Consider the following 26,873-nt stretch of genomic DNA (forward strand, 5'->3'; position numbering starts at 1 on the left):
GTGGCGCCGCCCCTCTCTGTCTGTGGTCAGAGCGCCTCGGCCACCAGCGGCCCCAGCTGCTCCAGCACCGCCGGGTCGAGCAGCTCCGAGTGCCCGCAGGCCAGCCCGACCGCCGTCAGCCGGCCGTCCACAAGGGACCGCCACCCGTCCGACGCCGTCCCCGTGAAGCCGGGCTCCGGCACGGTCGCGTCGACGAAGAGCACGTCCGCGGCGAGGACGCCGGGCCGTGCGCCCGCCATCATCCGGTCGCTGTCGAGGTAGTTCTCCACGACCCGGGCGATCTGCTCGTCGGTGAGCGCGGCCACGCCACCGCCGGCGGCCCGCACGAACCACACCGCGTCCCGCACCGTCGGCACCGAGGTCGCCGGCACGTCGTAGCCCAGCTCCTGCAGCAGCGCGGCGATCGCGGCCGGCCCGTCCCACTCCCCCTCGACGGCCGGCAGCGTGACGCGCGAGTCGAGCATGCCGACGAACGTCACCGACCGGCCGGCCGCGACGAGCAGCCGGGCGACGGCGTGCGCGACGGCGCCGCCGAACGACCAGCCGAGCAGCCGCACCGGGCCGTCCGGCGCGTGTTCGAGCACCCGGCCGGCAAGCTCCGCGGCGAGCTCGTCCAGTGTGGACGGCAGATCGGTGGTCCGGCTCAGGCGCGGCGACTGCAGCCCGATGAGCGGCACGTCCGCCGGCAGGTGCCGCTTCAGCCCGGCGAACTGCCAGACGAGACCGCTCGCCGGCGGCAGGCAGAACAGCGGCGGCCGCCCGGCGCCGGGGTGCAGCGTGACGACCGGCGCGAGGGCGTCACCGGGTGGCAGGTCGCCGGCGAGCCGGCGGGCCAGGCCCTCCACGGTCGGCGCCGTGAACAGGTCGGCGACCGGCACGTCGGCGCCGAACTCGCGGCGGACGGCCGCGGCGAGCCGGACGAGCAGCAACGAGTGCGCGCCGAGGGCGAAGAAGTCGTCGGTGACGCCGACCCGCGCTACCCCGAGCACCTCGCCGACGAGCGCGCACAGCCGCGCCTCGGTCCTGCTGCGCGGACGGTCCGCAGTGGTGGTGGCGGTGAAGTCGGGCGCGGGCAGCGCCGCCCGGTCGACCTTGCCGTTGGGTGTCTGCGGCACCGCGTCCAGCACCACGAACGCCGCCGGCACCATGTACGCGGGCAGCCGCTCGGCCAGGTGCCGCCCCAGGTCGCCGGGGTCGGTGCCGTCGGTGGTCACGTACCCGACGAGCCGTTCGTCGCGGGCGACGACGACCGCGCGGGTCACCGCCGGGTGCGCGGCGAGGGCCGCCTCGATCTCGCCGAGCTCGATGCGGTGCCCCCGGACCTTCACCTGGAAGTCGGTGCGGCCGAGGAACTCGAGGTCGCCGCCGGGCAGCCACCGCACGAGATCGCCGGTGCGGTACAGGCGGGCCCCGCCGGCGGCGGCGACGAACCGGGAGGCGGTCAGCGCCGCGCGGCCGAGGTAGCCGCGGGTCACCTGCGCGCCGCCGAGGTACAGCTCACCGGCGACGCCCGGCGGCACCGGCCGCAGGGCGGCGTCCAGGACGTGCGCGGTCGTGCCGGGCAGCGGCCCGCCGATGGTGGGCCGGCCCTCCCCGACGGCGGACACGGTCGCCCACACGGTGACCTCGGTCGGCCCGTACAGGTTCGTGACCGAACGGGTCCGCCGGCGCAGCTGGTCCGCCAGGGACGGCGGCAGCGCCTCCCCGCCGACGAGAGCCCGCACGCCGGTGAGGTCCACATCGGACGCCTCCAGCAGCGCCGCCCACAGCGACGGCGTCGCCTGCATGACGGTCGACGACGCGGCGAGGGGCGCGAGCAGGGCCGGGTCGCGGACCTCCTCGCCCGACGCCAGCACGATGCAGCCGCCGGTGCGCAGCGGCTGCATCAGCTCCAGGACGGAGATGTCGAACGACAGCGTGGTGACGGCGAGCAGCCGGTCCGCGGCCGTCATCGGCACCGCCGGGTCCATCGCGGCGAGGAACGCGCCGAGGTCGCGGTGGGTGACCACGACACCCTTCGGCCGGCCGGTCGACCCGGACGTGTAGATGACGTACGCCGCGTTCCCGGGCTCCGCGTGCGGCAGGTCCGCGGGCTCCGCCGGGGGCAGCGCGGTGTCCGGGGTCAGCACCACGACGGGTTCCGCGTCCTGCACCATGTACGCGAGACGCTCGGCCGGGAACGCCGGGTCCAGCGGCAGGTACGCCGCGCCGGCCTTGTGCACGGCGAGGACGGCGACGACCAGGTCGGCGGTGCGCGGCAGCGAGATCCCGACCAGCCGCTCCGGCCCGGCACCCCGCGCGACCAGCGCCGCGGCGAGCCGGTCGGAGGCCGCGTCGAGGTCGGCGTAGCTCCACGTACGGCCGCCGCTGACGAGCGCGTCGGCATGGGGGGCGCGGGCGGCGTGACCGCGGAACGCCACGACCCACGAGCCCGTCGGCGGCAGCGGCCCGCCGTCCCGCCACGCGGCCAGGTCGGTCTCGTCGTCCGCCGCGAGCAGCGCCGCGTCGCGGACGGGCGCGTCGGGGTGCGCCGCCAGGTCGGTGAGGAGCCCGACGAGGCGCGAGGTCAGCCGCTCGGCGGTGCCGGCGGTGAAGCGGGCCGTGTCGTATTCGACGGTGACGGCGACGGTCTCCCCCGCGTCGACGAACGTGACGTTGACATCGACCTTCGGGTCGGCGGGGAACTCCGGCTCCGGGCCGAGCGGCAGCCCGAGGACGGTGCCGCTGGCGACGGAGTCGGCGGGCCGGTGGTGGTAGCCGATCATCACCTGGAACAGCGGGTTTCGGCCGGCCGCCCGCGGCGGGTTGACGGCCTCGACGACCTGCTGGAACGGCAGCTCCGCGTGCTCGAACGCGGCGAGGTCGGCGGCGCGGACCCGCCGCAGCAGCTGCGTGAACGTCGGCGCGCCGGACAGGTCGGTGCGCAGCACGACGGTGTTGACGAAGAACCCGACGAGGTCGGCGAGCGCCGGGTCGCCACGGCCGGACGTGGGCGTGCCGATCGGCACGTCCTCCCCGGCGCCGAGCCGGGACAGCAGGACCGCGAGGCCGGCGTGCAGTGCCATGAACAGGCTGGCCTGCTGCTCCCCGGCGATGGCGCGCAGCCGGGTGACGAGGGCGGCGGGCAGCGTCGCGCCGACCTGCCCGGCGGGGCGGGGTGCGGTCCGCGGCAACGCGCCGGGCAGCGGGATCTCCTCCGGCAGGCCATGCAGCTGCCGCAGCCAGAACCGGCGGGCCGTGGCATGGCCGCTGGCCTGATCCAGGGGGTCGCCGAGCAGGTCGGCCTGCCAGGCGGCGTAGTCGGCGTACTGCACCGGCAGCGGCGTCCACTGTGGAGCCCGGCCGGCCAGGCGGGCCGTGTAGGCGGTGGTCAGGTCCCGCAGCAGCGGCTGGTCCGACCACTCGTCCATCGCGATGTGGTGCAGGACCAGGGCGAGGAGCGTGTCGCCGCCGGGCTCGGCGACGACCGCGGCCCGGATCGGCGCCTCGGCCGCCAGGTCGAACGGGGCCGACAACGCCGTGTCGAGCCGGTCGTGCACCGGGACGTCGACGGACTCGAGCACGTGCTGCCCGTCGAGGGTCACCAGGGTCCGCAGCACCTCGTGCCGGGCGGTGACGTCCGCGAGCGCGGCCCGCAGCACCGCGACGTCGACACCGCCCCGCAGCCGCATCACGAGGGGGTAGTTGTACGCGGTGGAGGCGGGGTCGAGGTGGTGCAGCAGGAGGAGCCGCTCCTGGGCCGGCGACAGCGGGATCCGTTCGGGGCGCGGGCGCCGGGTCAGCGCCGGTCGGGCCGCCGGGCCGGCCGACGTGAGCCGCAGCGCGAGCCGTTCGGGGGTGGGCGCGTCGAAGAGCGCCCGCAGCGGCAGGTCCGCGGTGAGCTCGGCGCGCAGCCGGCCGAGGAGGCGCATCGCGATGAGCGAGTGGCCGCCGCGGTCGAAGAAGTCGTCCTCGACGCCGTAGCCGTCGATGCCGAGCACCTCGCCGAAGACGGCGCACAGCAGGCGTTCGGTGTCGGTGGCGGCGGCGCGCCCGGCGGTGGCGACGGGCCGCGGCTCGGGCAGCGCTGCCGCGTCGAGCTTGCCGTTGACGGTCAGCGGCAGCGAGGCCACGACGGCGTACGCGGCGGGGACCATGTAGGCGGGCATCGTCGCCTTCAACGCCGCGTGCAGCGCCGCCACGTCCAGACCGTCCGGGGTGGACACGACGTACGCGACGAGGCGCCTGCCCCCTGCTCCGTCGGCGACGGCGAGGACGGCGGCCTGCCGCACGCCGGGCTGCGCGGCGATCGCCGCCTGCACCTCGCCAAGCTCGATCCGGTAGCCGCGGATCTTCACCTGGTCGTCGGTGCGGCCGAGGAAGTCCAGCAGCCCGTCGGTGCGGAGCCGGACGAGGTCGCCGGTGCGGTACATGCGACCGCCGGCCACGAACGGGTCGGCGACGAACCGGTCGGCGGTGAGCGCGGGCCGGTTGAGGTAGCCGCGGGCGAGGCCGGCGCCGGTGATGTACAGCTCGCCGGGGACGCCGGGCGGCACCGGCCGCAGCCAGCCGTCCAGCACGTAGCCGCGGGTGTTCCAGATGGGGGTGCCCACGGTGGACGTCGCGCTGTCGGTGGTCCCGCCGCCGAGGGTGTTGATGGTGTACTCGGTGGGCCCGTACAGGTTGTAGCCGAGCACCCCGTCGGTGTCGCGGAGCGTCGCCCACAGCCCTTCGGGGACGTGCTCGCCGCCGAGCAGGACCAGCGCCGGCCGGTGCGGCCCGTCGAGGAGGCCCGCGTCGAGCAGGTGCTGGGCGTAGGTCGGGGTGACGTTGACGACGTCGACGCGGTGCCGGGCGCAGTACCCGGCGAGGGCGACGGCGTCGCGGCGCAGGTGCTCGTCGCACACGTGCACGTGGTGGCCCTCGACGAGCCACAGCAGCTCCTCCCACGACATGTCGAAGGAGAACGACACGGTGTGGGCGATGGTGAGGGTGCGGCCGCCGTGCGCGGCGATCGTCGGGGCGAAGATGGCCTGCCGGTGGTTCTGCTGCATGTTCGTCAGCCCCAGGTACGGGGTGACGACGCCCTTCGGCCGCCCGGTCGAGCCGGACGTGTAGATGACGTACGCGGGGTGGTGCAGGCGGCCGGGGGTGCCGGGCGCGAACGCGCCCAGCTCCGCCCCGGTGAGCGGGGCGCCGGACTCGCCGGACAGGTCCAGCTCGTCGAGGCGGACGCCGTCGAGGCGGCCGGCGGTCAGGACCAGCGACGGGCGGGCGTCGTCGAGCATCACCCGCAGCCGCTCGTCGGGGTGGTCGAGCTCCAGCGGCAGGTAGGCGGAGCCGGTGCGCAGCACGGCGAACAGCGCGACGACCATGTCGATCGACCGGGGCAGCGCGAGCGCGATCACGCGCTCCGGCCCGGCGCCGAGGCGCAGCAGGTGCCGGGCGAGCCGGTTGACGCGGGCGTCGAGGTCGGCGTAGGTGACGGTGGTCGCGCCGAAGGTGAGCGCGGGCGCGTCCGGGGTGCGCGCCGCCTGCGCGGCCATCAGCTCGGCGATCGTCTCCGGCAGGATCTCCCCCTGGACGCCTTCCAGCACGGCCGGGTCCGCGACGGGCAACGCGGCGACCGGCCCGGTGACGTCGTCGGCGAGGGCCAGCAGGACCCGCTGGAGCCGGTCGAGCAGCGCCTCGGCGTCGGCGGGCGGGACCACGTCGGCGCGGTACTCGAGGCGGATCCGCAGCCGCTTCCCGGGCGTGGCGACCCAGGTGAGCGGGTAGTGGGTGGCGTCGACCGCGGTGACGCCGACGATCCCGTGCTCGGTCTCCAGGTCGGTGAACGTGTCGTCGTCGAGGAAGTTCTGCAGCACGTACAGGCTGTCGAAGAGCGTCGTGCGGCCGGCGGCCCGCTGGATCTCGCCGAGGCCGAGGTACTCGTGCGGCATCAGGTCGATCCGGTCGGCCTGCACGCGGCGCAGCACGTCGCGGGCCGCCTCGCCAGGAGCGAGGATGACCCGGGCGGGGACGGTGTTGAGGAAGACGCCGACGACCTCGTCGATGCCGTCGAGCTCGGTGGGGCGGCCGGCGACCGTGGTGCCGAAGACGGCCTCGTTACGACCGGTGGCGTGGGCGAGGACGACGCCGAGCGCGGTGCTGAGCACGGCGTTGAGCGTGACGCCCTCCGCGCGGGCCTGCGCGGTGAGGCGGGCCGTCTGCTCCTCGGTGAGCTGCCGGGCGATGCTGGTCGCGAGGACCGGCCGGGTGCCGGCGGCGGCCGGGTAGAGCACGGTCGGCTCGTCGAGGCCCCGCAGCGCGTCCGCCCACGCCTTCGCGGAGGCGCCGGCGTCCTGGGCGGCGACCCAGTCGAGGTAGTCGGTGAACCGGCCCGCCGGCGGCGCCGGGGCCTGCCCGGCGTAGTGAGCGAACAGGTCCCGCAGCACGAGTTCGCGGGACCAGCCGTCCCACAGCAGCAGGTGGTAGGTGAACAGCAGCCGATCGGTGCCGTCGGGGCGGCGCACGATCGTGAGCCTCGCCAGGGGCGGCGCGGTCAGGTCGAACGGCCGGGTCCGGTCCTCGGCCATCACGGCGTCGAGATCGTCCGCCTCGACGACGGCGACCGAACCCTGGAGCGCGGCGGCGAGCACCGCGACCGGCCGGGTGCCCGCGACGGTGAAGCCGAGCCGGATCGCCGGGTGCCGCTCCAGGACGCGGGTCCAGGCGGCGGCGAGGCGGTCGCGGTCGAGTCGGCCGGCGAAGTCGAACGCGTTCTGCGCGATGTAGACGTCGGCGTCGCCGGCGAGGCCCGCCTGCACGTACAGGCCCTCCTGCAGCGGCGACAGCGGCCACACCTCCTCGGTGGTCCCGCCCACCGAGGAGGCGGGCGCGCCCAGCTCCCGCAGCACGCCGGCCCAGTGCGCGGCGAGGCCGGGGACGTCCAGGCCCTCGTCGGCGTAGGTGAGCACGGCCCGCAGTTCGGGGCCGTCCGGCGTGGTGCGGACGGCGACGTTGACCTCCAGCAGGTACGGCGTGCCGAGGTCCGGGTCCGGCGCGGTCCGCAGCGCGTCCGCCTCCGGGGCGGTGTCCCAGTCCACATCGGACGGCGCGGCGAACCGGCCGAGGTAGTTGAACAGCACCTGCGGCGTGCCGAGCCGCGCGAGCGCCGGGGCGGTGCGGGCGTTGGCGTAGCGCAGCAGCCCGAACCCGAGCCCGTTGTCCGGTGCCGCCGTCACCAGCCGGCGGGCCTCCGCCAGTGCCTGGTGCGCGTCCGGCACGGCCGGCAGGCGCACGGGTGCGATCGCCGTGAACCAGCCGACGGTCCGCGACAGGTCGGTGCCGTCGAGCTCCTCCCGGCCGTGCCGCTCCAGGTCGATGGTGAGCGGCGCGGCCGGGTCGCCGCCGCGCGCGGACCGCCAGCGGGCGACCGCCGCCGCCAGCGTCGCGACCAGCGCGGTGGTGACGTCGGCGCCGGCCGCGCCGAGCAGCGGCCCGGTGACGTCCGGCGGGAGGACGAGGTCGTGGTCGCGGGTCTGGCCGACCGTGAGCCCAATGGTGTGCTTCGCGGGGTCGAGCTCGCCGCCGGGGGCGAGGGTCGCGGCCCAGTGCTCGAACTCGCCGAGCCGCGCCGCCTGGCCGGCCTGCTCCTGCAGCAGCCGGGCATACGCGCGCAGCGAGGTGCCCGTCATCGGGCCGGCGGCGAGGCCGTCGCGGAGGTCCTCGGTGAGGATCCGCCAGGACACGCCGTCGACGACGAGGTGGTGGGCGACGAGCAGCAGCCGGCCCCGCTCCCCCGGCCCGCGGTCGAACCAGACGGCCTGCAGGACCTCGCCGGCGTCGGGGTCGAGCCGGCCGGTGGCCGCGTCGGACTCGGCCCCGACCAGCTCGCGGAGCGCGGCGCCGGCGAGCCCGGCCGCGCCGACCCGCCGGACGTCCACGGTGGACACCACGGCGGACGCGCGGGCCTCCAGGGACCACAGCATCGGCGACGGACGGTGCAGCTGGAGGCGCAGCGCGTCGTGCCGGCGCACCAGGCCGTCGACGAGCGCGGTGACGTCCTCGTGGGTGAGCCCGGCGGGCGTGACGAGCAGGTCGGCCTGGTTGTGCCGGTGGACGCGGCCGCCCAGCTCGGCGAGGCGCTGCACGATCGGCAGCAGCGGCACCTCGCCGACCCCGTCGCCCGCGGCGGCCGCCGTCACCGGCGCCGCCTGCTCAGTGGTGGCTGCCGGCGCCAGCTGCGCGGCGAGGGCGGCGGCGGTGCGGTGGACGAACACGTCGCGCGGGCTGATGGACAGGCCGGCGCGGCGGGCCCGGTTCGCCAGCTGGATGGCGATGATGCTGTCGCCGCCGACGGTGAAGAAGTCCTCGTCGGCGCCGACCTCGGTCAGCCCGACGACCTCCGCGACGAGCGTGCGCAGCAGCCGCTGGGTGTCGGACTCGTCGGCGGCGACCTCGACGGGCGCGGCCCGCTCGCCGGTCGGCGCGGGCAGCGCGGCCCGGTCGAGCTTGCCGTTGACGGTGAGCGGCAGGGCGGGCAGCCGCACGTACGCCGCCGGCACCATGTAGGACGGCAGCCGCCGCGCCAGCGCGGCCCGCACGAGCTCGGTGTCCACGGTGGAGGCGCCGACGAGGTAGGCGACGAGCCGCCCGTCGTGCAGGTTGACGGCGGTGTTCGTGACGCCGTCGACGTCGAGGATCGCCGCCTCGATCTCGCCCAGCTCGACGCGGTGGCCGCGGACCTTCACCTGCTGGTCGGAGCGCCCGGCGTAGACCAGGTCGCCGGAGGCGGTCCGGATCGCGAGGTCGCCGCTGCGGTACAGCCGTCCGGGGCCGAACGGGTTGGCGACGAACCGGGACGCGGTCAGGCCGGGCCGGTCGAGGTAGCCGCGGGCGAGCTGGTCGCCGGCGACGTACAGCTCGCCGGTCACACCGGGCGGGACGGGCCGCAGCCGCGCGTCCAGGACGTGGGCGCGCAGGCTCGGCAGCGGATCCCCGATGACGCTGCCCGCGGCCGCGTCGGCCCGGCTCAGCGCGCGGAACGTCACGTGCACCGTGGTCTCGGTGATTCCGTACATGTTGATCAGCCGCGGGGCGTCGTCGGCGTGCCGCTCGTACCACGGCCGCAACCGCGACGGGTCGAGCGCCTCGCCACCGAAGACGACGTAGCGCAGCGCCAGCCCGGTCGTGTCCTCGGCGATGAGCGGGTAGAACGCCGACGGCGTCTGGTTGAGCACCGTGACGCGCTCGTCGCGCAGCAACGCGGCGAAGCGGCGCGGGTCGCGGGCGACGTCGCCGTCGACGACGACGAGCCGGCCGCCGTGGAGCAGGGCGCCCCACAGCTCCCAGACGGAGAAGTCGAACGCGTAGGAGTGGAACATCGTCCACACGTCGCCCGCGCCGAACGTGAACAGCTCCTCGGCGGCGGCGAACAGGGTGAGCACGTTACGGTGGGTGACCGCGACGCCCTTCGGCCGCCCGGTCGAGCCGGACGTGTAGATGATGTAGGCCGTGTTGTCGGGCGCGAGCCCCGTGCCGGTGACGGGCCCGCTGTCGTGGGCCGGCAGCGGCCCGTCGACGAGGACCGCCGGGACGTCGCCGCGCAGCACGGCGGCGGTGGCCGCGTCGGTGAGCAGGCACACCGGTGCGGCGTCGGCGAGGATGTATGCGATGCGGCTCGCCGGCGCGCCCGTGTCGACGGGGACGTAGCAGCCGCCGGCGCGGACGACGGCGACCAGCGCGACGACCAGGTCGAGGCCGCGGGGCAGCGCGACCGCGACCCGCGACTCGGGCCGCACCCCGCGGGCGATCAGCTCCCGGGCGAGGCGGTTGGCGCGGGCGTCGAGCTCGGCGTAGGTGAGGTGGTCGCCGCCGTGGCTGACCGCCACCGCGGCCGGGTCCACGGTGGAGCGCGGCTCGGCGAGCGTGCCGTCCACGGTGGAGCGTGGCCCCGCGAGCGAGCCGTCCACGGTGGAGCGCGGCCCCGCGAGCGTGCCGTCCACGCCTGCCCGCGCGGGTGGCGCGCCGATCGGCTGGTCGAGGCCGGTGACAAAGCCGCGCAGGATCTCTTCGACCATGGCCAGGAGCTCCGCGGCCCGGGCGGCGCCGACGAGCGCGACGTCGTACTTGACCTCCAGGGTCAGCTCGTCGCCGGGGAACGCGACCAGCGCCAGGGGGTAGTGCGGCGAGTCGGTGCCGGTGAACCCGTCGACCCGCAGCGGCGAGTCCACGCCCGCCCGGACCGCCGGGAAGTTCTCCACGACGACCATCGAGTCGAACAGCTCCCGGACGCCGGCGAGCCGGGCCAGCTCGGCGAGGCCGACGTGCTGCGCGTCGAGCACCTCGGTCTGCAGGTCCTGCAGCCGGGTCAGGACCGCGCCCATGGTCTCGCCGGGCCGCCACGACAGCGGCAGCGGCAGCGTGTTGATGAGCAGCCCGACGACCGTCTCCACGCCGGGCAGCTCGCCGCCGCGGCCGGAGACCGTCGAGCCGAACACGACCCGGTCCCGGCCGAGGAGCCGGCCGAGGAGCAGCCCCCATGCGGCGTGCACGGCGGTGCTGAGCGTGACGCCGTGCGCGCGGACCGCGGCGGACAGGGCCGCGGTGTCCTCGATGGACAGTGCGCTGTGGACGCTGTCGTGCGCGGCGACGGGGCTGCCCGACGGGTACAGCAGCGCCGGCGCGACCCCGTCGAGGGCGCGGGCCCAGACGGCGCGGGCCGCGTCCCGGTCCCGGGCGGCGACGGCCTCCACGTGGTCGCGGAACGTGGTCGCGGGCGCCGGGAGGTCCGCACCGGTCTCGTAGGCGGCGACGATGTCGCTGAACACCAGCGGGTAGGACCAGCCGTCGGCGAGGACGTGGTGCATCGTCTCGACGAGCCGGTGGTCGGTGTCGCCGAGCGAGACGAGGGCGTAGCGCAGCGCGGGCGGCCGGGCCAGGTCGAACGGCCGGGCCAGCTCCTCCGCGCAGACCAGCGCGAGGTCGCCGCCGGCGACGACCCGCCACGGCACCTCGACCGACGGCGCGACCGCCTGGACGATCCGGCCGTCGCGCAGCTCGCGGAAGCCCGCGCGCAGGGCGGCGTGCCGGCGGACGGTCGCCTCGACCGCGGCCCGCAGCCGCGCCGGGTCGACCGGGCCCGTCAGCCGGGCGACCTGCTGCACCACGTAGGTGTCGGCGCCGGGCTCGGCCATGGCCTGGTGCACGTACATGCCCTCCTGCAGCGGCAGCAGCGGCAGGACGTCCTCGAAGCCGGCGAGGTCGTCGACGTCCTCCTGCGTGAGCCGCACGAGCGGGAAGTCCGACGGGGTGTGTCCGAAGGCCTCGCAGCGGCCGAGGGCGGCGAGCGCGGCGAGCCAGCGGTCCGCGAGCCCGGCCACGTCGGCCTCGGTGAAGAGCCCCGACGGGTAGGACAGCGCCGCGGTGAACGTGGTGCCGCCGGGGCCGTCGGCGGCGAACGCGTTGACCTCCAGGGTCATCGCCGGGTTCGCCGGGTCGACGCCCTCGCGCAGCGGCCCGGTCGGCGCCCAGTCGCCGGCGGACCCGGCCGGGAACCGGCCGAGGTAGTTGAACAGGATCTGCGGCACGGGGCCGGTCAGCTCCTGCCGCAGGTGGCGCAGGACGCCGTGGCCGAGTCCCTTGCCGGGCACGGCCCGCAGCTGCTCCTTGACCGCGCGGGCGGCGCCGGCGAGGGCGGGCCCGGCGGCGAGGACGTCGTCCCAGGTGACGGCGCCGGGGTCGAGCCGCACCGGGTGGATGGCGGTGAACCACCCGACGGTGCGGGACAGGTCGACGTCGGCGTCGTAGACGTCGCCCTCCCGGCCGTGGCCTTCGAGGCTGACCAGGACCGCCGAGCCGGGCCGCGCCGGCCGCCAGGCGCCGACGGCGAGGGCGAACGCGGTGAGCAGGGCGTCGTTGACCGTGCCGTACATGGCGGCCGGCACCCGGGACAGGAAGCTGTCGGCGGCCGGCAGGGTCACGGTGACCGTCCGCACCGTCGCGCCGGTGTCGGCGGCGGGGTCGAGCGGGCGGGCGCCCAGCAGCGGGTCGGGGGTCGCGAGGACGTCCCGCCAGTGGCCGAGCTCGGCCTGGAACCGGTCGCCGCGCGCGGCGGTGAGCCGGGACCAGCCGCGGAACGACGCCGGCACCGGGTCGAGGGCCACCGGCCGGCCGGCGGCCACGTCCTGCCAGGCGCGGGCCAGGTCGGCGCCGATGATCCGCCACGACACGCCGTCGATGACGAGGTGGTGCGCGACCAGCAGCAGCTCCCGGGCCGCCGGCGACCAGACGGCCTGCAGCATGACACCGCGGTGCGGGTCGAGCCGCGCGGCGGCGGCCTCGGCGTCGAGGTCGGCGCTCTCGGTCACCGGCACGGGCGGGCCGGCCGGGGGGACGGTGATCGTCCAGTCGCGGTCGACCACGGCGCGCAGCAGGTGGTGGGTGTCGGCGAGCGCGCGCAGGACGGCGTCGAGCGCGGGCCGGGTCAGCGCGGCCGGGGTCCGGAACGTCATCGCCTGGTAGAACCCGGTCAGCGGGGTCGCCGCCGCGCGGGTTTCGGCCAGCATCGGCGTCAGCGCGACGGCTCCCACCGCGTCGTCGGCGGCGGCAGCGGCGACCTCCGTGGCGGCGGGCAGGCCGGCGACGACCGCCTGGACGGTGCGGCGGCGGAAGATGTCGCGCGGGGTGACGGGCAGGCCCTCGCGGCGGGCCCGGCCGGCGACCGCGATCGAGGAGATGCTGTCCCCGCCGGCGACGAAGAAGTCCTCGTCGACGCCGACGGCGGGCAGGCCGAGCACGTCGGCGTAGATCGCGCACAGCACGCGTTCGCGGTCGTTGCGCGGGCCCCGCACGGCACCGGCGGCGGCGCCGGGCGCGGTCGGTTCGGGCAGGGCGGCGACGTCGAGCTTGCCGTTGACGGTCAGCGGCAGGGACGGCACGACGCCGTACAGGGACGGGACCATGTAGGACGGCAGGCGCTCCGCCAGGGCCGCCCGCACGGCGCTCGCGAGGTCGGTGCCGTCGCCGGCCGGCACCAGGTAGGCGGCGAGCTTCTTGAGGCCCGGCACCGACGCGTCGGCGCGGGCCACGACGGCCGCCTGGCGGACCCGCGGCAGCGCCGCGACGGCGGCCTCGACCTCGCCGAGCTCCACCCGGTAGCCGCGGATCTTCACCTGGTCGTCGCTGCGGCCGAGGAAGTCGAGGTTCCCGTCGGGGCGCTCACGGACGAGGTCGCCGGTGCGGTACATGCGGCCACCGGCGGCGAACGGGTCGGCGACGAACCGGGCGGCGCTCAACCCGCCGGCGTTGAGGTAACCGCGGGCGAGGCCTGCGCCGGCGATGTACAGCTCGCCGATGGTGCCCGGCACGACGGGCCGCAGGAACGCGTCGAGGACGTAGCCGCGGGTGTTCCAGATGGGCCGGCCGACCGTCGGCGTCGCGCTGTCCTCGGTGCCCGCGCCGAGGGTGTTGATGGTGTACTCGGTGGGCCCGTACAGGTTGTAGCCGGTCGGGCCGTCCGTGGTGCGCAGGCGCGACCAGACGGCGTCGGAGACGGCCTCGCCGCCGAGCAGGACCAGGCGCGGCGGGTGCCCGGCCGGGTCGAGCAGCCCCTCGTCGAAGAGGTGGTGGGCGTAGGTGGGGGTCACGTTGATGACGTCGACCCGCTGAGCCTGGCAGTAGGCGACGAGCGCGACCGCGTCGCGGCGCAGCTCCTCGTCGCAGACGTGCACCTCGTGGCCCTCGACGAGCCACAGCAGCTCCTCCCACGACATGTCGAAGGAGAACGACACGGTGTGGGCGATCCGCAGCCGGTCGCGGCCGGCGGCCCGGGCCCGGGCGACCGCCGGGGCGAAGATCTCCGCGCGGTGGTTGAGCTGCATGTTGGTGAGGCCGCGGTACGGGGTGACGACCCCCTTCGGCCTGCCCGTCGAACCGGACGTGTAGATGACGTAGGCGGGCCGATCCAGGCGGTGCGGGTCGCCGGTCGCCGGCGGCGGGTCCGCCGGGAACGCGGCCGCGTCGGCGGGGCTGACGACGGCCCCGTCGTGCCGGGCCGCGACGGGGGTGCCGGGCAGCGCGACGAGCAGCGCCGGGCGGGCGTCGAGGAGGATCTCGGCGAGCCGGTCGACGGGGTGGTCGAGCTCCAGCGGCAGGTATGCCGCGCCCGCCCGCAGCACGGCGAACAGCGCGACGACCATGTCGATGCCGCGGGGCAGGGCGAGCGCGACGATCCGCTCCGGCCCGGCGCCCCGGTCGAGCAGCAGCCGCGCGGTCTGGTTCACGCGGGCGTCGAGCTGTGCGTAGGTGAGGGTCTCGCCGGCGGCGACGAGCGCGGTGTCGGCGGGGCAGGCCGCGGCCCGCTCGGCGAGCATGTCGGCGATGGTGGCGTCGACGATCGGGTGCTCGGTCGACCGCCACGCCGCCCGCAGCCCGTCCGCCTCGCCGGCCGACATCAGGTCGAGGGCGCCGACGCGGACGTCGAGCCCGCCGGCCAGGGTCGTGAGGAGCCGAATGAGCCGGTCGGCGAGGGCGGCGGCCCGGGCCCCGGTGACCACGTCGGGGCGGTATTCGAGCTTCAGCCGCAGGTGCGTGCCCGGGGTCAGCACCCAGGTGAGCGGGTAGTGGGTGGTGTCGGTGTACCCGACGCCGGCGATGCCCTGCTCGCGTTCCAGGTCGGCGAACGTGTCGTCGGCGAGGAAGTTCTGCAGCACGTACAGGGAGTCGAAGAGCTGCTCGTGGCCGGCGGCCCGCTGGATCTCGCCGAGGCCCAGGTATTCGTGCGGGCCGAGGTCGAGCCGGTCGGCCTGGGCGCGGCGGGCGAGGTCGAGCACGGTCGCGCCGGCGGCCGCGGTGACCCGCGCCGGCACGGTGTTGAGGAACAGGCCGACGACCTGGTCGATGCCGGGCAGCTCGGTCGGGCGGCCGGCGACGGTGGTGCCGAGCACGACGTCGGCGCGGCCGGTCTCGTAGCCGATGACGAGGCCGAGCGCGGCGGTGAGCAGCGAGTTGAGAGTGACGCCGCCGCGCCGGGCCTGCTCGGTGAGGCGGGCGGTGACGTCGGCGGGCAGCACGGCGTGGACCCGCTCCGACAGCATCGGCGCGCGCCCGGCGGCCTCCGGCGCGACCAGGGTCGCCTCGGTGACCCCGGCGAGGGCCTTCCGCCACGCGGCGCCGGACCCGGCGGTGTCGCGGGTGGTGAGCCAGCGCAGGTAGTCGGTGAACGACGCCGTGGGCGCCGCGGGGGTGCGGCCCGCGTAGAGGGCGAACAGGTCCCGCAGGACCAGCTCCCGGGACCAGCCGTCCCACAGCAGGAAGTGGCTGGTCAGCAGCAGCGCGTCGCGGCCGCCGGGGCGGCGGGCGACGGTGAGGCGCACCAGCGGCGGGGTCGCGAGGTCGAACGGCTCGGTCTGGTCCCGGTCGACCAGCGCGGCGAACGCGGCGTCGTCCGGGGTGTCCACAACGGACACCACGGCCGGCACCGTCTCGGCGGGCGCGATGACCTGGACGGGGGTGGGGACGCCCTCGCCGACGAACGCGGCCCGCAGCGTGGGATGCCGGCGCAGCAGCGCGCCGAACGCGGCCGTCATCGCGTCGACGTCGACGCGCCGGTCGAGCTCGAACACGTTCTGCGCGATGTAGGTGTTGGCGGTCTGGTCGAACGTCGCCTGGTAGTACACGCCGAGCTGCAGCGGCGACAGGTCCCACACCTCGGTGGCGGGCTGCGCCTGCTGCGACATCGCCTCCAGGGCGCGCCACCACCGCTCGGCGAGCCCCGCATCGTCCACCTCGGACACGTGCTGGAGCGTCGCCTCGACCCGGCCGTCGCCGGTGAGCGTGAGATCGCACTGGATGGCGTACCGGGTGCCGAGCAGCGGGTCGGCGGACGCGGCGACCGGCAGCCTGGGCCAGCCGCCCGGGGCGCCGAACCCGGAGCTGCGGCTGAGGATCCGCGGCTCGGCGGCGCGCTCCAGCCGTTCGAGGGCGCGGCCGACCCGCGGGTTGCCGTGCCGCAGCAGGCCGAAGCCGGCGCCGCCGTCGGGTGCGGCGCCGAGCGCGACGGCGGCGTGCACCAGCGCGGCCTCGGCGTCGGCGGCCGCCGCCACGCGGACGGGCACGACCGTGGCGCACACGCCGGCGGTGCGGGTGAGGTCCTCGCCGGCACCGAGCCGCACCAGGTGGCGGGCGGCGCGCTCGACCTCGACGACGAGGTCGGCGGGGTCCTGGACGGCGACGCGGAGGGCGGCGACCGCGGCGAGCTCCGGCGCGGCGGCCAGCTTCTCGGCGAGGGTCCCGTCGAAGACCCGCGTGTGCCGGCCCAGGGTGCCCGGCCCGGCGCCGTGGAAGCCGGGCGCGACGTCGGCGCCCGGGCGGAGCACGTCCTGCCAGTGCGCGAACTCGGCGACCCGGGCCGGGCGGCCCGCGTCCTCCTGCGCGGCGCGGGCGTGGGCGCGCAGCGGCGTGCCGACCGGCGCCGGCTGCGGGGTGCGCCCGTCGGCGATGGCGGCGCACGCGGCGGCGAGATCGTCCGCGACCAGGGTCAGCGTCACGTCGTCGGCGGCGAGGGGGTGCCCGGCGAGCAGCACCCGCCCGGGCGCGCCGGCACCGGCGTCGAGCCACACGACCGTGATCGGGACCGCCGGGTCGAGGGCGGCGAGCGCCCGGTCCACGGCGCCCGCCTCGAGGGGCGCGCGGCGCAGCACGGTGCGGGCCTCGACGGTGCCGGGGGCGGTCAGCTCCAGGGTGAGGAACAGGCCGGACTCCCGGGTGATCCGTAGGCGCAGCCCGTCGTGGTGGTCGAGGACGGCCTGCAGGGCCCGCTCGAGCACGGGTTCGGTGAGCCCCGGCGGCGCCTCGAACAGCGCGACCCGGGCGGGTGCGCCGTCGGGGACGTCGGTGAGCCGCTCCGCGGCGGGCAGCAGCGGCAGCGGGCCGACCGCCTCCGGGTCCACCTGCGCTGGCGTCGCGGTGCCAGCGGTCGCGGCGGACAGGTGCGCGTCGAGGGCGCCCGGGGTCCTGTGGTCGAAGATGTCGCGGGTGGTGAGCACGATCCCGTCCTGCGCGAGGCGGTTGATGACGCGGATGGCGGCGATGCTGTCGCCGCCGAGGGCGAAGAAGTCGTCGCCGGGCCCGGCCTCGGTGCCGAGCACGGCGGTGTAGCAGGCGCTGATCCGCGCCGCCCGCGGCGACCCGCCGCCCTGGGCGCCCCGCCGGCGCGGCACCACCGGCGACGGCAGCGCGGCGCGGTCGCGCTTGCCGTTGGGCAGCAGCGGGATCGCGTCCAGGACGGTGACGGTCGCGGGGACCAGATGTGCGGGCAGCTCGGCGCGCAGCGCGTCGCGGACGGCGGCCGGGTCGACGCCGGTGCCGGCGACGTACGCGGCGAGGGTGCTGCCGCGGACGGCGGCCGCCGCGTCGGTGACGCCGGGATGGCGGGTGAGGGCCGCCTCGACCTCGGCGAGCTCCACCCGGAACCCGTTGATCTTCACCTGGTCGTCGGCGCGGCCGAGGAACTCGATCCGCCCGGCGGCGTCGCGGCGGCCGAGGTCGCCGGTGCGGTACAGCCGGTCCCCCGGCGCGCCGAACGGGTCGGCGACGAACCGGCCGGCGGTGATGCCGGGCCGGCCGAGGTAGCCGCGGGCGTTCTGTACGCCACCGACGTAGATCTCGCCGGCCGCGCCGTCGGGCACCAGGGTCAGCGCCGCGTCGAGCAGGTGCACCCGCACGCCGGGGACGTCGGTGCCGAGCGGGACGGGCCGGTCCGCGGCGGTGACGACGGCGGTGAGGACGTCGCCGGCGACCTCGGACGAGCCGTACGAGTTGACGATCTCGGCGCCGGGCGACGCGGCCGTGAGGGCCCGGACGACGGACGGGGTGAGCGCCTCGCCGCTGGTGATCCAGCGGCGCAGCCCGCGGACACGGGACGGGGCGCTGTCGGCGAGGGCCGCGGCGAGGCTCGGCACGGCCAGCAGCTGCGTCGCGCCGCTGCGCTCGACGAGCCGGCCGAGGGCGGCGCCGTCGGCGGCGGTGGCGTCGTCGGCGAGGACGACGGTCGCGCCGGCGACGAGCCCGCCGAGCAGCTCGGTGGTGCCGTCGACGAAGCTCAGCGAGCTCTTCGCGATCCGCACCTGCCCGGACCGCAGGCCCCAGGCGTCCCGGGCCCAGGCGAGCCGGTTGGCCAGCGCCGCGTGGGTGCCGACCACCGCCTTCGGCACGCCGGTCGAGCCCGACGTGAACAGCACGGTGGCGGCGTCGGCACCGGTGAGCCCGCGCACCTGCAGGTGACCGGTGGCCCCGTCGACCGCCGCGCCGATCCGCAGCACCGGCAGCCCGTGCCCGCCGGATGCCGCGTCGTCGGTGAGGACGCAGACGGGTGCCGCCTCGCGGAGCATCAGCTCGATGCGGGCCGCCGGGTACGCCGGATCCACGGGCAGCACGGCCGCGCCGGCCCGCAGGACTCCCAGCACCGCGACGGGCAGGTCCACGGTGCGGCCGGCGGCGATCGCGACGAGGTCGCCGCGGCGCACCCCGGCGGCGGCGAGGGCGTGCGCGAGCCGGCCGGAGCGCCGGTCGAGCTCCGCGTAGGTCAGCTCCCGGTCCCCGCAGACGACGGCCGTGCCGCCGGGGTAGGTCAGGAGGTCCAGCACGGTCCCGTCGTGCGCGGCGGGCAGCGCGGGAGCGGCGGTGCGGCTCGCGAGCGGCGCGGCGCAGGTGCCGTCCAGGGCGGCCAGCAGCGTCTCGTACATGCCGAGCAGCCGCCGTGCCGTGGCGGTGTCGACGTGCCGCCGGTCGTGGGTGACGGTGACGGTGAACGGGTCGCCGGGGCGCACCATGAGGGTGACCGGGTAGTGCGGCGCCTCGACGACGTCGATGCCGGTGACCCGCAGGTCCCCGCCCGCGACCTCGATGTCCGGGTAGTTCTCGACGACGACGAGGGTGTCGAAGAGCTCCCCGGTGCCGAGCCGGCGCTGCAGCTCGGTCAGCGGCGCGTGCTCGTGCTCCATGGTCTCGCGCTGGTCGGCGGCGAACCGGCCGACGGCGGCGGCGAGCGGCTCGCCGGGCGCCCACCGGACCCGCGCCGGGACGGTGTTGATGAGCAGGCCGGCGATGCGTTCGATGCCGGGCACGGCCAGGCTCCGGCCGGCGACCGTCGAGCCGAACGTGACGTCGGCCCGCCCGGTGAGCCGGCCGAGCAGCACACCCCAGACGCCGCCGACCACGTTGCCGGCGGTGAGGCCGTGCGCGGTGGCGAACCCGCGCACCGACGCGGCGAGCGCGGCCGGCAGCTCGCGGGTGACACGGCCGTAGCCGTCGTGACCGTCACCGGAAGGCGGCAGCGCACCGAGGAGCCGGGTCGGCTCGGCGACGCCGCCCAGCAGGCGGTCCCAGACGGTCAGGTCGGGCGCCTGGGTGCCGAGCGCGGCGAGGAAGTCCCGGAACGGCACCGGCGGCGGGAGCGGCGCACCGGCGTACAGGGCGAGCAGGTCGTTGAACATGACCGGCACCGACCAGCCGTCGGCGACGATGTGGTGGATCGTGTGGATGAGCACGTGCCGGTCGGCGGCGAGGCGGGCCAGGGTGAACCGCATCGCGGGCGGCTCGGCGAGGTCGAACGGCCGGGACCGGTCCACCGCCGCGATCCCGTCCAGTTCACCGCCGTCCCGCGGGTCGGTGACCTCGACGGTCCGCCACGGCGCGGCGGTGCCGGCGGCGTGCACGGCGACGACGTCACCGGCGGCGGTGGGGCGGAACGCGGCGGCGAGGTTCGGGTGCCGGTCCAGGAGCCGGTCCGCGGCGGCGCGCAGCCGGTCGGCGTCGAGGGGGCCGGTGAGCTCGACCCGCTGCTGCACCACGTAGGGGTCGGCGCCGGTGGTGTACGTGGCGTGGAAGTACAGCCCGGCCTGCAACGGCGACAGCGGCAGCACGTCCCGCAGCGCGCCGGTGTCGAAGCGGTCCACATCGGACTGGTCCAGCGTGAGCAGGGGGAAGTCCGACGGCGTGGGCCCGGCGACGCGGGGGTCGGCGGCGATCGCGTCGAGCAGCCCGGCCCAGTGGCCGGCGAGCGCCTCCACGTCGGTCCGGTCGAGGACCCCGGCGGGCCAGCTGAACGTCGCGGACAGCACCGGCCCGTCGGCCGTGTCGAGGGTGACCGCGTTGAGCTCCAGGACGCGGGGCAGCGGCATCCGCGGGTCGCGGTCCTCGTCCACGGTGGCCACCTGCGTCCAGGGGCGGCCGTCGCCGGCGCCGAACCGGCCGAGGTAGTGCACGAGCACCTGCGGCGCCGCGGCGAGGTCCGCCCGGCCGGCGAGGTGGTGCAGCACGCCGTGGCTGAGGCCCTGCGACGGCACCGCACGCAGCTGGTCCTTGACGGCCTTCACCGCCGCGCCGAGGTCGGTGCCGTCGCCGGGATCGACCACGGCCGGGTAGAGGGTGGTGAACCAGCCGAAGGTCCGGGACAGGTCGAGGTCGCCGGCTGGACCCTCAAGCAGGTCCTCCTGCCGGCCGTGCCCCTCCAGCTCCAGCAGCACCGGCCCGGCCGCGCCACGGCGGCGGTGCACGGCGAGGGCGGCGGCGGTGACGAGCGCGTCGTCGACGCCGCCGTGGATCGCGGCGGGCACGGCGCCGAGCAGCCGCGCGGTGGTGGCGGTGGACAGGCTGACGGTCACCCGCTCCTCGGTGCCGACGAGGTCGCGCGCCGGGTCGAGCGGGCGGCGGCCCAGCGGCGGGTCGGCGACGGCGGCCGCGCGCTGCCAGTACGCGACGTCGGCGGCGAACCTCCCGTCGCGGGCGGCGCCGTGCAGGGCCGTGGCCCACTGTCGCAGCGACGTGGCGGCGGGCTCCAGCGCGAAGGTGCCGCCGTCCCACATGGCGCCGAGGTCCTCGGCGAGGACCCGCAGGGAGACGCCGTCGACGACGATGTGGTGCACCGCCACGAGCAGGTGCCCGGCCTGCTCGTCCCAGGTGAAGGCGGCCATGACGCCGCGGCGCGGGTCGAGCCGGGCGACGGTCTCCGCCAGCGTGCCGACCGGCGCCACCGCGGGCACGGCGGCGGGGTCGAACGGCGCGATGGTGAGGCTGCCGGCGGCGTCGACGCGGGCCCGCAGCGCGTCGTGGGCGGCGAGCAGCGCCGCCACCATCCGCTGGAGGCTCTCGACGGTGAGGCCGGGTGGGGTGTGCAGCGTGACCGCCTGGTAGAACCCGTCGAGGGCGGGCCCGTGCTCGCGCAGCCACGCGACGATCGGGGTGTCGGGGACGGCCCCGGCGCGCTCCACCGTGGACGGCGCCGCGGCGGCGGCGACGGACGTGACGGCGGCGACGCCCGCCGGGGTGCGGTGGGTGAGCAGGTCGCGGGGGCGCAGCGCGATCCCGGCGCGGCGGGCCTCGCGGACCACGCCGATGGCGACGATGCTGTCCCCGCCGAGGGCGAAGAAGTCGTCGTCGGCGGCGACGGGCACGCCGAGCACGGCGGCGAAGACGTCGCACAGTGCCCGCTCCATGGCGGTCTCCGGCGCCCGCCCGCCGCCGCTGCCCGGCAGGGCCGGCGCGGGCAGCGCGGCCCGGTCGACCTTGCCGTTGGCGTTGACCGGCAGCGCGTCCAGCGGCACGATCACGCTCGGCACCGCGTGCTCGGGCAGCCGCTCGGAGCACCAGGCGAGCAGGTCCGCGCCCGCCGAGGAGGCCGGGGCGATGACGTAGCCGACGAGGTGGGCGGCGCCGGCCGCGTTGCGCCGCACGGCGACGGCCGCGTGCCGGACCGACGGGTGCGCGGCGAGGACCGACTCGACCTCCTCCAGCTCCAGGCGCATGCCGCGGATCTTCACCTGGTTGTCGGCGCGGCCGACGAACTCCAGGGTGCCGTCCGGGGTCCAGCGGGCCAGGTCGCCGGTCCGGTAGAGGCGGCTGCCCGCGCCGAAGGGATTGGCGACGAACCGTGCCGCGGTCATGGCCGGCGCGTTGACGTACCCGCGGCCGAGCAGGAACCCGGCCGCGTACAGCTCGCCGGTCTCGCCGGGCGGCAGCGGCGCGAGCGTGTCGTCCAGGACGTAGAGCTGGGTGTGCGGGTTGGGCCGGCCGATGGAGGTGGCGATGCGTTCGGCGGCGTCGCGGTAGATGACGTGGGAGACGCCGATCGTCGCCTCGGCGGGGCCGTAGCCGTGGTACAGCGTGGTGCCGAGCTGGTTGCGGAACCGGTCGAACAGCTCCGGCGTGAGCACCTCCCCGCCGCACCAGACGTGCTTGAGGCCCGACAGGCGGCCGTGTCCCCGATCCGTCTCCAGCAGCACGTCCAGCATGGAGGAGACGAGGTACACGAACGTGACCTTCTCCGCCGCGATGAGGTCGAGCAGATACTGCGGGTCGCGTTCGCCGCCGGGCTCGGCGACGACGACGGTGCCGCCGGACACCAGCGGCAGCAGGATCTCGTTGACGGAGATGTCGAAGGCGAGTGGCGCCTTGAACAGGCTCGCGTCGCCGGGCCCGAACAGCAGGATCTCCTCGATCTGCCAGCGCAGCCGCTCGCAGATCGCCTCGTGCCGAATCATCGCGCCCTTCGGCCGTCCCGTCGAGCCGGAGGTGAAGATGACGTACGCGAGGCGGGCCGGCGCCAGGTCCAGGTCCAGGGGCTCCGGCGACTCGTCCGCGAGCGCCGGGTCCTCGAACGCTGCCGGGTCCAGGACGATGCGGGCGCCCGCGTCGGCGAGCACCTGCCGGCGCCGCTCCGCCGGCCACGACGGGTCGACGGGCACGAACGCCCCGCCGGCGACCATCGCGGCGAGGACCGCGACGACCATCTCCGCGGAGCGTGGCACGGCGATGCCGACGACCTCCTCGTCGGCGAGCCCCCGCCGGCGCAGCGACCGGGCCAGCTGGAAGACCCGGGCGCCGAGCTCGGCGTAGCTGAGCCGGGTGCCGCCCGCGACGAGGGCGAGCGCCTCCGGGGTCCGCCGGACCTGGGCGGTGAACGCCGCGGCGACGGTGCTGCGGTGGCCGGGCTCCGTCGGGTCGTTCCAGTCGTCCAGCTGCCGCAGCACGTCCACTGTGGACACGGTTGTTCCTGCCTCTATGTGATGTCGTACGGTTACGGGAAGGTGGGCGTGCGGGACTCCCACGCCGCCCACAGCTGCGCGTACCGGCCGCCGGCCAGGAGCAGCTCGTCGTGGCCGCCCTCCTCGGCGACCCGGCCGTCCTCGAGGACGACGACCCGGTCGGCGGACCTGGCCTGGGTGAGCCGATGCGCGACCACCAGCGTGGTGCGGCCGGCGGTCGCGGCGAGCGCGGAGTCCTCCAGGTCGCGGGCGCCGTAGCTGCCGGCCTCCGCGGTGGCCTCGTCGAGGATCGCCACGGCCGGGTCGGCCAGGACCAGCCGGGCGAGCGCGATCTGTTGCGCGCGGGCGGCGGTCAGCTCGTGGCCGCCCTCGCCGACGACGGTCCGTGCGCCTTCGGGCAGCGCGCGGACCCAGTCGGCGGCGCCGACCGTCGCGAGGGCCGCGTCGACCTCGGCGTCGGTCGCGCCGGGCCGGGCGAGGCGCAGGTCCTCGATCAGCTCACCGGCGAAGACGTGCGTCTCCTGGGTGATGATGGCGACCTGGGAGCGCAGCAGCTCCGGGCCCATGTGCGCGACCGGCATCCCGCCGACGCCCGCCGACCCGGCGGCCGGCTGGAGGATGCCGGCGGCGACGGCGGCGAGGGTCGACTTGCCGGCGCCGGTGGAGCCGACGAGCGCGACCCGCTGCCCGGCCTCGATGCGCAGGCTGACGCCGTGCAGGACCTCGGGGCCGCCGGGGTAGCCGAACCGGACGCCGGCCAGCTCCAGCGAACTGTCCGAAGGGGACTGTCCCTCGACGGTCGCCGGGCGCTCGTCGGGGATGGTGACGACCCCGACGAGCCTCGCCAGGCCGGCGCCGCCCGCCTGCAGCTCGTCGAACGTGTACAGCAGCATCGACACCGGGTTGAACAGCCGGTGGAACAGCACGGCCGCGGCCGCGGTCCCGCCGACGGTGACCGAACCGTCCCGCACCAGCAGGAAGCCGGTGACGACGATGACGGTGAGCCCGGCGAACTCGGCCCGGTTGATCCGGCCGACGAAGCGGGTAAAGAGGCTGAACACGTTCACCGACACGTCGCGGGCGCGGGCGGAGGCGGCGTCGATCCCCCGCAGGTGCGGGGTCTCCAGGCGGTACGCGTGCACCGTCCGAAGCCCCTGCACGCTCTCCAGCAGCAGCTGGGACCGTTCGCCGACGGCGGCGCGTTCGACGGCGTAGCCGGGGCCGGAGCGCGGCAGGTACCAGCGCAGCGCCAGGACGTACAGGGGCGCGGTGACGAGCCCGGCGAGGCCGAGCCGCCAGTCGATGCCGGCCATCGCGGCGACGCTGAGCGCCGCGAGGAGCACCGAGGACGTCATCGTCGGCAGCACGTCCGTGACAGCCTTGTTGACGGCGGCGACGTCCGGGCCGACCCGCGACATGAGCTCGCCCTTGCCGATCCGTTCGAGGCGGGTCGCGGGCAGCGTGACGGCGCGGGCCACGACGTCCTCCCGCAGCGCGGCGAGGATCCGGCCGCCGAGCCGCGCGATGAGGTAGCTCGACAGGGCGGTGGTGACGCCGGCGACGATCGCGGCGGCGACGATGACGACCGTGATGCCGACGATGTCGGAGGCGGGCGCGCCGGCGCGGACCCGGTCGACGAGCACGCCGAGGGCGTAGACGGGGGTGACGCCGGCCGCGGCGGCGAGCAGGCCGACGGCGAACGCGCCGGCCGCCTCCCCCCACCGGGCCCGCAGCTCGCCTCGCAGCCAGCGCAGCGTCTCGCGCCGGTCGGCGATCGGAAGTTGTTCAGTGCTCACGCCGTCACCTCCGCTGCGCTCCGGCGCCGGCCCGAGCAACCCTGCAATCCTGGTGAGCGGCCCGAGCCGCTCCGCTGCCCGCTCACGCCGCCACCTCCGCCGCACTCCGGCGCCGGCCCGAGCAACCCTGCAATCCTGGTGAGCGGCCCGAGCCGCTCCGCTGCCCGCTCACGCCGCCACCTCCGCCGCACTCCGGCACCGGCCCGAGCAACCCTGCAATCCTGGTGAGCGGCCCGAGCCGCTCCGCTGCCCGCTCACGCCGCCACCTCCGCCGCACTCCGGCACCGGCCCGAGCAACCCTGCAATCCTGGTGAGCGGCCCGAGCCGCTCCGCTGGCCGCTCACCGCAGCACCACCTTCCGGTAGTCGTCGTGGGTCGCGCCGAGCTCGGCGTGGCCGCCCTCGACCGACACCCTGCCGTCGGCGACGACGACGACCCGGTCGGTGACGGCGAGCATGGCGGGGCTGCTGGTGATGACGACGGTGGTGCTGCCCTGCCGGAGCGCGCGGACGGACCGCGCGATCGAGTGCTCCGTGACGGTGTCGACGGCGGTCGTCGGGTCGTGCAGCACGAGGATCGGCGGGCGGGCGAGGAGCGCGCGGGCGAGGGCGAGCCGCTGCCGCTGCCCGCCGGACAGGGTTGCGCCGCGCTCGGCGACGTGCCGCCGCATCCCGTCGGGGTGGCCGTCGACGACCTCGGCGGCGGCCGACGCCTCGAGCGCGGCCGCCAGCGCTGCCTGGTCCACCGTCTGGTCCACTGCCTGGTCCCCTGCCTGGTCCCCTGCCCCGCCGTCCTCCACCAGTGCGACATTGGCCGCGACGGTGCCGGTGAACAGGTCCGTGTGGTGCGGCTCGACGAGCATGAGCGCCCGTGCGCGGGCCGGCTCCAGGTCATGGAGGGCCACCCCGCCGAGCGTGACCGACCCTTCGAACTCGTCCGGCGGGACACCGCCGGCGAGCAGCCGCACGAGGGCCTCGCCGTCGGCGGAGCGGGGGGTCACCACGCCGACGAACTCGCCGGGGCGCACCGTCAGGTCGAGGCCTTCGAGGGTGCCGTGGCGCACCGCCGCCAGTACAAGATGCGGCTCTGCAACGGTCTTCTGCTCTGCCCCCGCCGGCAGGAGCAGCTCGGCACCCAGGACCAGGGCGCACCGGTCCGCGGAGGCGCGCGCCTCGGCGACCCAGCTCGGCACGATCGCGAGGAGCCCGATCGGCTCCAGCAGGAACTGGGCCAGGCCGATCACCATGATGAACTCGCCGACGCTGATCCGGCCGTCCAGGGCGAACCAGCCGGCGAGCACGGCGACCCCGCAGGCGAGCAGTGCGCTGCCCGCGGTGGAGAACGCCAGGTAGCGGCTCTGGGTGCCGGCGGCCCGCAGCGCGGCGCGCAGCGAGGCCTGGCTGACGTCGCGGTAGCGGCGGGCGGCGGCCCGCTCGGCGCCGAGCCCCCGCAGCGGACGGACCCCGCTGACCAGGTCGGTGGCGAGCGCGGTGGCCTTGCCGGCGAGCTCCTGCTGCTCGGTGACCCGCCGGGTGATGAGCGGGCCGGCGAACTGCATGCCGACGAGGACGACCGGCGTGCCGACCAGCACGACCAGGCCGAGCCGCCAGTCGACGGCGAGCAGCACGGCGGCGCTGACGGCGGTCGCGGTGATCGCGCCGGCGATGCGCGGCACGTAGTCCAGCAGGTAGGAGACGTTGTCGGCGTCGGTGCTGGACACCGTGAGCAGCTCGCCGGCGCGCAGGTCGGTGCGCAGCCGGCGCGGGTGCACGATCCTCGCGGCCAGTTCGCCGCGCAGCAGGTACGCCTCGTTGGCGATGGCGAGCATCAGCTGGCGGGCGCCGAAGCGGTAGCACAGGTGCAGGCCGACGAAGAGCGCGGCGAGCGCCGCCACCCACAGCAGCAGCGCCGTGCCGTCGCCGGGTGCGACGGCACGGTCGATGCCGACGCCGATGAGGACCGGCACGGTCGCCTCGGCGAGCTGGTGCAGGCTGATGAGGCCGGTGCCGGCGGTGAGGCGGGCCCGGTTGCGGGTGAGGGAGCGCCGCAGGATGCGGGATCCGGTCATCGG

Annotated in this window: 3 protein-coding genes; all 3 read right to left on the reverse strand. The window is 76.5% G+C overall.

All coding sequences use genetic code 11. The features are described from left to right. Positions 1-26 precede the first annotated feature (26 nt). The 3 genes from AB0I21_RS28280 to AB0I21_RS28290 all read right to left on the reverse strand — a co-directional run bounded on the left by AB0I21_RS28280 (position 27) and on the right by AB0I21_RS28290 (position 26,870). On the reverse strand, positions 27-23,006 hold the full coding sequence (locus AB0I21_RS28280) for a non-ribosomal peptide synthase/polyketide synthase (RefSeq protein WP_360565615.1): 22,980 nt from the start codon (positions 23,004-23,006) through the stop codon (positions 27-29). A gap of 32 nt (positions 23,007-23,038) precedes the next feature. Continuing rightward, on the reverse strand, positions 23,039-24,802 hold the full coding sequence (locus tag AB0I21_RS28285; protein ID WP_360565617.1) for an ABC transporter ATP-binding protein: 1,764 nt from the start codon (positions 24,800-24,802) through the stop codon (positions 23,039-23,041). A 340-nt stretch (positions 24,803-25,142) separates the two neighbouring features. Beyond that, the gene (locus AB0I21_RS28290; RefSeq protein ID WP_360565618.1) at positions 25,143-26,870 is read right to left on the reverse strand and encodes an ABC transporter ATP-binding protein; all 1,728 of its coding nucleotides are present in this window, start codon (positions 26,868-26,870) and stop codon (positions 25,143-25,145) included. Positions 26,871-26,873: the final 3 nt, after the last annotated feature.

Origin of the sequence: Dactylosporangium sp. NPDC050588 (assembly GCF_040654975.1) — a bacterium.
Classification (GTDB): domain Bacteria; phylum Actinomycetota; class Actinomycetes; order Mycobacteriales; family Micromonosporaceae; genus Dactylosporangium; species Dactylosporangium maewongense.